This window comes from Candidatus Enterococcus willemsii, assembly GCF_009933335.1.
Taxonomy (GTDB): Bacteria; Bacillota; Bacilli; order Lactobacillales; family Enterococcaceae; genus Enterococcus_F; species Enterococcus_F willemsii.
Genome location: NZ_MAEL01000025.1, coordinates 1 through 8,686, shown reverse-complemented (window position 1 = coordinate 8,686; position 8,686 = coordinate 1). Strand labels below are relative to the sequence as shown.

4 protein-coding genes and 1 pseudogene are annotated in these 8,686 nt (G+C 30.1%); all 5 read left to right on the top strand.

Going from position 1 to position 8,686, the window contains the following annotated elements:
• Nucleotides 1–626: pseudogene (locus BAU17_RS14165) on the top strand (GH25 family lysozyme); the annotation flags it as partial.
• 138 nt (nucleotides 627–764) lie between these two features.
• Nucleotides 765–1,907, top strand: a complete 1,143-nt coding sequence (locus tag BAU17_RS03760; protein WP_161901489.1) for a CDP-glycerol glycerophosphotransferase family protein — start codon at nucleotides 765–767, stop codon at nucleotides 1,905–1,907.
• The gene (locus BAU17_RS03755) at nucleotides 1,900–2,637 is read left to right on the top strand and encodes a WecB/TagA/CpsF family glycosyltransferase (protein ID WP_161901488.1); all 738 of its coding nucleotides are present in this window, start codon (nucleotides 1,900–1,902) and stop codon (nucleotides 2,635–2,637) included. The genes BAU17_RS03760 and BAU17_RS03755 overlap by 8 nt, the downstream gene beginning before the upstream one ends.
• Nucleotides 2,638–2,798: 161 nt before the next feature.
• Nucleotides 2,799–5,000, top strand: a complete 2,202-nt coding sequence (locus tag BAU17_RS03750) for a CDP-glycerol glycerophosphotransferase family protein (RefSeq protein WP_237579078.1) — start codon at nucleotides 2,799–2,801, stop codon at nucleotides 4,998–5,000.
• Between the two features lie 15 nt (nucleotides 5,001–5,015).
• Nucleotides 5,016–8,582, top strand: a complete 3,567-nt coding sequence (locus BAU17_RS03745; RefSeq protein ID WP_161901486.1) for a bifunctional glycosyltransferase/CDP-glycerol:glycerophosphate glycerophosphotransferase — start codon at nucleotides 5,016–5,018, stop codon at nucleotides 8,580–8,582.
• The last annotated feature ends 104 nt before the right edge of the window (nucleotides 8,583–8,686 follow it).

Here is an 8,686-nt window from a genome sequence, read left to right as displayed (position 1 = left end):
TAGATAGAGATAAGAAAGATAATTCATATAATCATTATAGTAAAATCTATGAATCGAAACAATATGAAGATTATAACGGAATAAGATATATATCCTTGTACAATAATAAAGGCCTTTTGGTTGGGTATATTAATGAAGGGGCTACTCAAATAGCCAATGGACAAAATGGTGTGTATCAAACTTATAATCAATACGTGACAATAAAATCAAAAACACATGATATATATGAAAACTTCAATTGGAAGAAAAAAGATCACACTTCCAAACATTACGGTGAGGTATACATGGCTCGAGGATACAGTATGAATTACAATGGATTGAAATACTATACTTTGTATGATAATAAAGGGAATTGGCTAGGATACGTAGACGAAACAGCCATTCAAGCGGCTAATGGACAAAATGGTGTGTATCAAACATACAATCAATACGTGACAATAAAATCAAAAACACATGATATATATGAAAACTTCAATTGGAAGAAAAAAGATCACACTTCAAATCATTATGGCGAAGTATATATGGCTCGAGGATACAGTATGAATTACAATGGATTGAAATACTATACTTTGTATAATAGTAAAGGAAACTGGTTAGGATATGTAGAGTCAGCAGTTGTAGAGTGAAATAGTAAAAAACTTTTATACACTTTAGGCAGAGAGTGTATAAAAGTTTTTTTTCAAAATATAACGATTTAGTAACAATTATTTTCTTTTCTGCTATTTTAAGTTAAAATGTAGCATAGTGTAAGAAGGGAATTTGTTATGAAAAAAATTATTAACTGTTTTAAAAGTGTCTATCTTTTTCTTGTGAAGCTGAGAGGCAAGTATGTTAAGAAACGGCATGAAAAAGTAATATTTCTATTAAGTTTTCCTACTACAAGTAAATATATGTTAGAAGCATTGATGAATAAATCTTCCAAAGAATTTATCATTTGTTATACAAAAAATAGTAAATCACTGGCGCTAGAGTATAAACAAAAAGGATATCAAGTCCATGATATTTATACTATGTCGTCTTTGTTAGGAACTGTCGTCCCTTTAGTGAAAGGGGCTAAGTTTATACTTTGCGATAATTATTATGCTTTTTTAGGAGGAATTAATTTTTTCGACGATACGAAGATTGTACAATTATGGCATGCAGCGGGGGCAATAAAATCTTTTGGATTAGAAGCTAAATACGCTCAACAAGCATCTGATTTAGATCGAAAACGTTATAAGGAAACATATAATAAGTATACTCACTATATGGTAAGCTCAAACGAAATGAAAAATGTGTTTGAAAGAAGTTATGAAACACTAATTGAATTTTTGCCTTTTGGATATATTCCTTCCGATAAGTATTTTGATCAAGATTGGATTGAAAAAGTCAAAAAGGAATTTGTTCAAAAATTTGGTCAGAAAAAAACACTATTATATGTACCGACATACAGAGAAAAAAATAATGAAAATCCCATTGATTTTTCCAGTATAACGAAGCAGATAGGTCATAACTGGCAGATTTTAGTCAAAGCGCACCCTCATGACTCAAAGTTTCAGAACAAAATTCAGAAGAATTCAGAAATTATTACAGATTTTAAAGGAATGACGTTACAAGAAATATTACCATCTGTTGACTGTTTAATTACCGATTATTCCTCTGTTCCTTTTGAATACTCATTAGCGAACCCAAATGGTAAGATGATATTTTTTTGTTATGATTTAGAGATGTATCGTAATACAGTGGGAATTCAACCTGGTTTTTTAGAATGGATTCCTGGTCCGTTGGTAATCAATACTCACCAACTCATTGAAGCGATAGAGGATGAGGGCTTTAAATTTACTGAATTTAATCAATTATGGAATCAATTTAATGAAGGTAATGCTACTGAAAAACTAATGGAGTGGGTGGAAAATTACAATGACTGAAGAATTAATTAACGGGATTCCTGTGGATCATTTAAGTTACGAACAGATTGTAAGTGATTTGTCTGAATATTTAAAAAAACAGCAACAAATGACTGTTACTAGCATTAATCCGCAAATTGTAATCGAAGCTCAAAAATATCCCGAAGTAGAAGAGTATATTAAGGAAAGCACGCATCGAATTCCTGATGGTATAGGAATTGTATTGGTTTCACAGTTAACGGGAGGGAAAATAAAAGACCGAATAGCAGGTTTTGATTTAATGAAACAATTTTTAGATTATGCTAATCATCATAAGAAGAGTGCTTTTTTTTATGGTGCAAAACCAGAAGTATTAAAGGATATGTTAAATAACTTAGCAATAGAATACCCTGACCTTGTCATTTCTGGAGCGATAGATGGTTTTACAAAGCTGTCTGAAGATGAAGTTGTTAAGAAAATTAATCAAGTAAAACCAGATTTTTTATTTGTTGCTATGGGATTTCCAAAACAAGAACAGTGGCTCTTTAGAAATAAAGGTGTATTAGAAGCATCTATTCTTCAAGATGTTGGTGGCAGTTTTGATGTATTAAGTGGACATGTGAAAAGAGCACCTCAATTATATATAAAGCTTCACCTAGAGTGGTTATACCGTTCCCTAAGCAATCCTAAGAGGATAGGTAGGATATTGCAATTACCATTGTTTGTAATAAGGAGTTTATGGTGGAAGTTCAGAGAGGAGAGAAGTAACTAAATGTTACGTCAATATTGAAAATTGGTATTATAGGCTATGACTTATTCGGCACTGGGGGGACAAAACGTAGCAATGTTAACTTAATAAATGAATTTTTAAAGGATAGACATTCCATTGTTTATTTTAATTTACTTCCCTTTACAAAGAAGAAGAGTCAATTAATGAAGAATGATTTTAACTCAAATGATTCGGTACATTTTGAACAATTAAATAATTTTAAATCAGCAGAAAAGTGTGATTTATATATTATTACTAGAGAAAGCTTGTTTGTGTTTTCTAAGGCTATTAAATCACTGTATCCAAAAATAACTGTTGTTGGAGAGATACATACACCATTACAGTTGTTAGATCCTGAACTGGATTTTGCTATTGAGTATATAGATTATTTTCGAGTTGCTACAGACGGAATATTAGAAAAATTATCAAAAAAAATTCCGGAAAGTCAATTATTCCAGTATCCAGTTAGTATTAATCATCTTTCTCTAGAGAAAAAAGAAATAGTTCCTTTGGGACAAAAAATTAATTTTTTAATCTATTCTAGGTTTGATGAATATCAAAAAGATATCGCGTATGCTATACGTTTGATGGACCATTTTGTAAATATAAAAAAACAAACTCAATATTTTTTATACTTAAATGGAACTGGAGGCTATGAAAAAGCTTATCATCAATTAATTAGTTTTTATAAATTAGAAAAGTTTGTTTTTATAAATAATGAAATACCAGAAGAGACAATTTATTTATCAACAGCTAGATGTGAAACATTGGGTTATTCAATTTTAGAAGCTTTTACTGAAGGGAATCCTATCATTTTATATAAAGGGGATGATCACTCATTAGCAGATATTTATGGAGAATTTGAAAGTATTTGTTGGTTGGAAAAAGACATTGCAACAGATGCGCAAGCGATTGAACGATTTTTATCAAAAGATGTAATCGAAAGGAAAAAAGCTTATGAGAAAGATCTGATACTAGTAGAATCCAGTTTGAAAAAAGGAAATTATGCTGCAAAGTATATACAAAAAATACCTACTAGAAATAAAATTAGCAATCCTGTGAAAGAAGTTTCTTTCGATTATATAGAAAAATTAATTAATCAACAGAATAACATTCAAGATAATAGTTTTGTATTAAAAGCATATTTGAAATTAAAAGAATTACCAATTATTGGAACTATAGTTAAGTCTGAAAAAATAAAAAAAACAATTAAATCCATCTTATCTTCTAAGACAGAAAATCTAGCTGACGATGATGACATTTTGGAGGGAGAATTGCGAGAAGATTTTATTTTTGTAGAGTCTTTTCATGGGAAATCATTTGCAGGAGATCCAAAACATTTAGCTTTATATTTACAAAAAAAATATCCATCGCGGTATTTTTATGTGAGTTCAGTTAATGAATTAGTTGATATTGAAATTCTACAATTTGGCATGATTCCTGTTCGTATTGGTGGGGCTAGGTATATTGAAAAATTTAGAAAATCTAAGCTTGTTATTATGAATGGAAATAGTTTAGATAAAGCTAAAAAAGTAAAGGGACAAGTATTTGTGGAAACATGGCATGGTTTTCCTTTGAAAAAAATGGTAGCAGATTTGGAAAATATAGATGCGAGAGATGAAGAGACTAAGGCATTCCTTCCTAGAATGAGAAAATGGGATTATCTTTTGACTTCTTCTCAAAAAAATTTAGAACTTTTTGAGAGTGCTTTTTGCTTGTCTGAAAATACTAACTTGCATAAACTGATACTCGGTGCACCTAGAAATAATTATTTAATAGCGAATCGCTTTAATGAAGTAATCCGAAATGAAATCATTAAGAAATATTTTAATCACGAAGATAAATCGCTCAAATATATTCTGTACTGTCCGACTTGGAGAAAGGATAGCAGAAAAAAAGTATCTACTCTGGATTTATCCCAAGTAATTAAAGAACTACCTAACGATTATCGTATAATTGTTAAACTTCATCCCTTAGAGTCGCATTTAATGAAGTTTTATAATGATATAGACAAGCACATTATTTGTTTTCCAAACGAACTATCGGATATTCAAGAGTTGTTTTTAATTTCGGACATATTAATTACCGACTATTCTTCAGCGATGTTTGACTATGCACATATGAATAAAAAGATTATTGTCTTACAAGAAGATGTGTATGAATATCAAAAAAAAGTCGGTTGGTATTTTGATTTATACAAAGAAACTGGACTTTTAGGTAAAAATTATTCTGAAGATGAGTTGATACAGGAAATTCTTACAGAAAATAATTATAAATATAATGAAAAAATTGTTACAAAATTTCTAGATAAAGATAGTCTCCATACAAATCATGATATAATAGACTATCTGACAAAAAAGAATTGAAAGAGGAGAAAAAATTTGAAACTATCAGTAGTGGTGCCTTCGTATAATGTTAGCAACTATCTCGAAGAGTGTGTTGAATCAATTATTCAACAAGAAATTGATTCTATGGAGGTATTATTAGTTAATGATGGCTCAACAGATAATACTTTGGAAATTGCCTATCGTTTAGAACGTAAATATGAGCAAGTTCGAGTAATTGATCAACCTAATGGTGGGCTGGGAAATGCTCGAAATACAGGGATGAAATACGCAGTAGGGGAATACTTGACTTTTGTTGATTCGGATGATGTAATCACTAGAAATGCTTATAAAAAAATGTTACAAACAATTGAAGAAAGTGGTTCGGATTTTGTTATAGGAAATGTTGTTCGTTTTAATTCAACGAGAACGTATCCTTCGGTTCTTCATCGACGGGTTTTTAAAGAGAATTTGATTGGTGTAAATATTAATTCTCGACCAGAATTAATATACGATACTACGGCTTGGAATAAGATTTTTAAAATGGATTTTTGGAAAAAATACGATTTTAAATTTCCGGAAAAGATGTTATATGAAGATATTCCTGTCACCTTACCCGCTCATTCAGTAGCTAGTAAAGTTGACGTGTTGACGGATGTAGTTTATAAATGGCGAGCCCGTGACGCAGGTGATAGTTCTATTACACAACAAAAAGAAAAAATAGAAAACTTTGTTGATAGAGTAAAAGGTATTGATATGGTAAGAGACTTTTTTTATGACCATCATGTCTCTGAAGAATTAAAAGATGCCTTTGATTATAAAAATCTGTCAATGGATTTTCCATTGTATTTGACTTACATGTTGGAAGTAGATTCGGATTATCAAAATGCTGTAGAAAATTATATAAAAAAATATGTAGGAACAGTTAGTACAGATGTATTTATGGAGTTATCTGTATTGAGTAGAGTAAAATATCGTTTAATTCAGATGGGAAGATTCAATGATTTTCTAGAATTATTAAAATTAGAAAAACAAAGAAAAACAATTATGAAACCTCGAAAAATAGGTAAACAATTAACGTTTGATTACCCGTTTATTGATGTTCTATCCGAAGCTGAACGAATTGCAGATAGTGACTTTGTACCAATGACTTGGATTGAAAAAGTGAACTGGGAAAACGATGAATTAAAAGTATCAGGAGTGGCATATTTAAATAAATTAGACTCAAGTTTAAAAAACAGAACAAAATATGATGTATATCTAGTAGATGCTGAGACAGGGGTACGAATAACGGCATCGAAAAATTCAAAAATGAAATTCCGACCTGAAATTACACTAAAAAAAGGTGTAGATATTGGATCCAAATTACCTTTTAAAAGATTATTTAATTATAATTATTCTGGGTTTGAGGTTACTATTTCAGGAGAGATTTTTGAAAAACTAAACATGGAACATAATTATTTTATCGAACTAGAATTAAGTAATTCAAATATTACGAAAGCATTTAAATTAAAAGCACCTCAAAAAGGTTTTAAAACGAAGCCGCGTCAACATAAGCTAAATACGTCGTTAATATCTACTGATTACAATGGTGCTTGGGAGATCTATATACGTAAACTAGCAACTAACAATAGCATTGAAAAAGTCCAGTTAGTTGATGATGAGATTATTTTAACTGGAAAAACAACATCTCGAGCGACAAATTTACTATTGATAAGTATGAGAAGCGAATTTGCACGAGAAATACCAATTAAAAAAAATCAAGAAGGTTTGTTCGAAGCTAGAATATCAAAACAACTATATGAAGAAATTTTAACAGCAGATGATAGAGAAAAATTCGATGAGTTGATAAGTGTTAAATTTGAAGATACTGAATTGCTCACTTATAACAATGACAATCCATTATTATTACTAGGATTGGGAAAAACAGGGCAGTTGACCGTAATGGCAGCTCAAGATGCTATCTTTAGAATGCGACTTGGGGAAACCCTGCCAGTTGTAACTGAACTATCTAAAACAAAAGAGTTTCTAGAATTTATATTTGCTGTTCCAAATACATTTTTTGATACAGCTATTTCATCAAAGATTGTTATGCGGGGATCGGAAGAGAGAGTGGATCTTTCATATAATATTATTAAAAAAAATTCTTATGAAAGTCTCCTTAAAGTGCAAGTACCAAATTCACCGAATTTACATGAGAGAGTATATGCATTTTATTTATCAAAAGAAATTGAAGAAGCTATTTACACAAAATATGTTGAGTTAGATGAAATGATAGATAATGATATGGATGTTATGAAGGAATCTAATGAAGATACACAAGTAAGAATAGTAGATAATCAACTGACGCACGAATATTTAGCACCTATCTGTTTGTTTAATATCGGAATTGATAAAGTTTTACAAAAAAATAACGGAATTAAACGAGAGTTATATCATCCTTTTGGCAAAAATCATTTGCAATACAGAATAAGTTCATATTGGGAGAAAATAGATGACGGTCCTAGAAGGCAAGAAGTAGTTAGACGTGTGTTCTATCCACTATGGAGAAAATTACCTATTAAAAAGAATTATTGTGTTTTGGAATCTTTTTGGGGACGAGAATTTAGTGATAATCCCAAAGCGATTTATGAATATTTGAGAAAGGAACGACCGGATTTACATTATATTATTCCAATTCAAGACACACTGGTGAAGATTGATTTTGACCCTGAAAATACTGAGGTTGTTAAATTAAATTCATGGCGTTATATTTATGCATTAGCTAGAAGTAAATATTTTTTCAATAATGTAAACTTCCCAAATTATTATGTAAAAAGACAAGAAGCTATTGAAGTGCAAACAATGCACGGAACACCATTAAAACGCTTGGGATTAGATAATCCTGGAGAAATTCCATTGCACCAAATAGATAATTTTATAAAGAAATGTCAGCGATGGGATTATTTAACAGTACCCAGCGATTACGTAGGTGAGATTGCAAAATCAGCTTATCAATTTTCTAATACTTTATTGAATATAGGTTATCCTAGAAACGATAGTTTATTTGTATACAACACAGACATAAAGGAAGAGCTTCTAGAAAAATATCAATTACCAAGAGATAAGAAAATTATACTGTACGCTCCTACATGGAGAGTTAAAGGGAAATTTTCTATGCCTATAGATTTACATTTAATGAAAGAAAAATTAGGAGACGAATATATAATAATTATTAAGCTTCATCATTTTATGATTAAGAATTTCAGTCTTGACGACTTGGATGAATTTGCTTTTGTCTTTGGGAGAAATAGCGAAATTAGTGATTTCTACAAATTAGCAGATATGTTAATAACAGATTATTCATCTGTTATGTTTGATTATGCTATTTTACAGAAACCAATGTTGTTCTTTACTTATGACTATGATGATTATAAAAATAGTTTGAGAGGACTCTATTTTGACTTTAAAGACGAGGCTCCAGGTCCGTTAATTGACAACACAGAAGATTTACTTCATGAAATAGAAAATATTTCTCTTTATTTTGATAAATATTCTGAAAGAATAGAAAAATTTAATAAGAAATATATTCAATATGATAGAGGGAATGCATCAGAAGAGTTAATGAAGCGAATTATTGAATAAATATAAGATTATGTTTTGATTATGTATAGTATCAAAACATAATCTTTGAAAGGAATAAATAGATTTGAATTCTAAAAAAGTATCACTATATTCAAGTGTAGTAA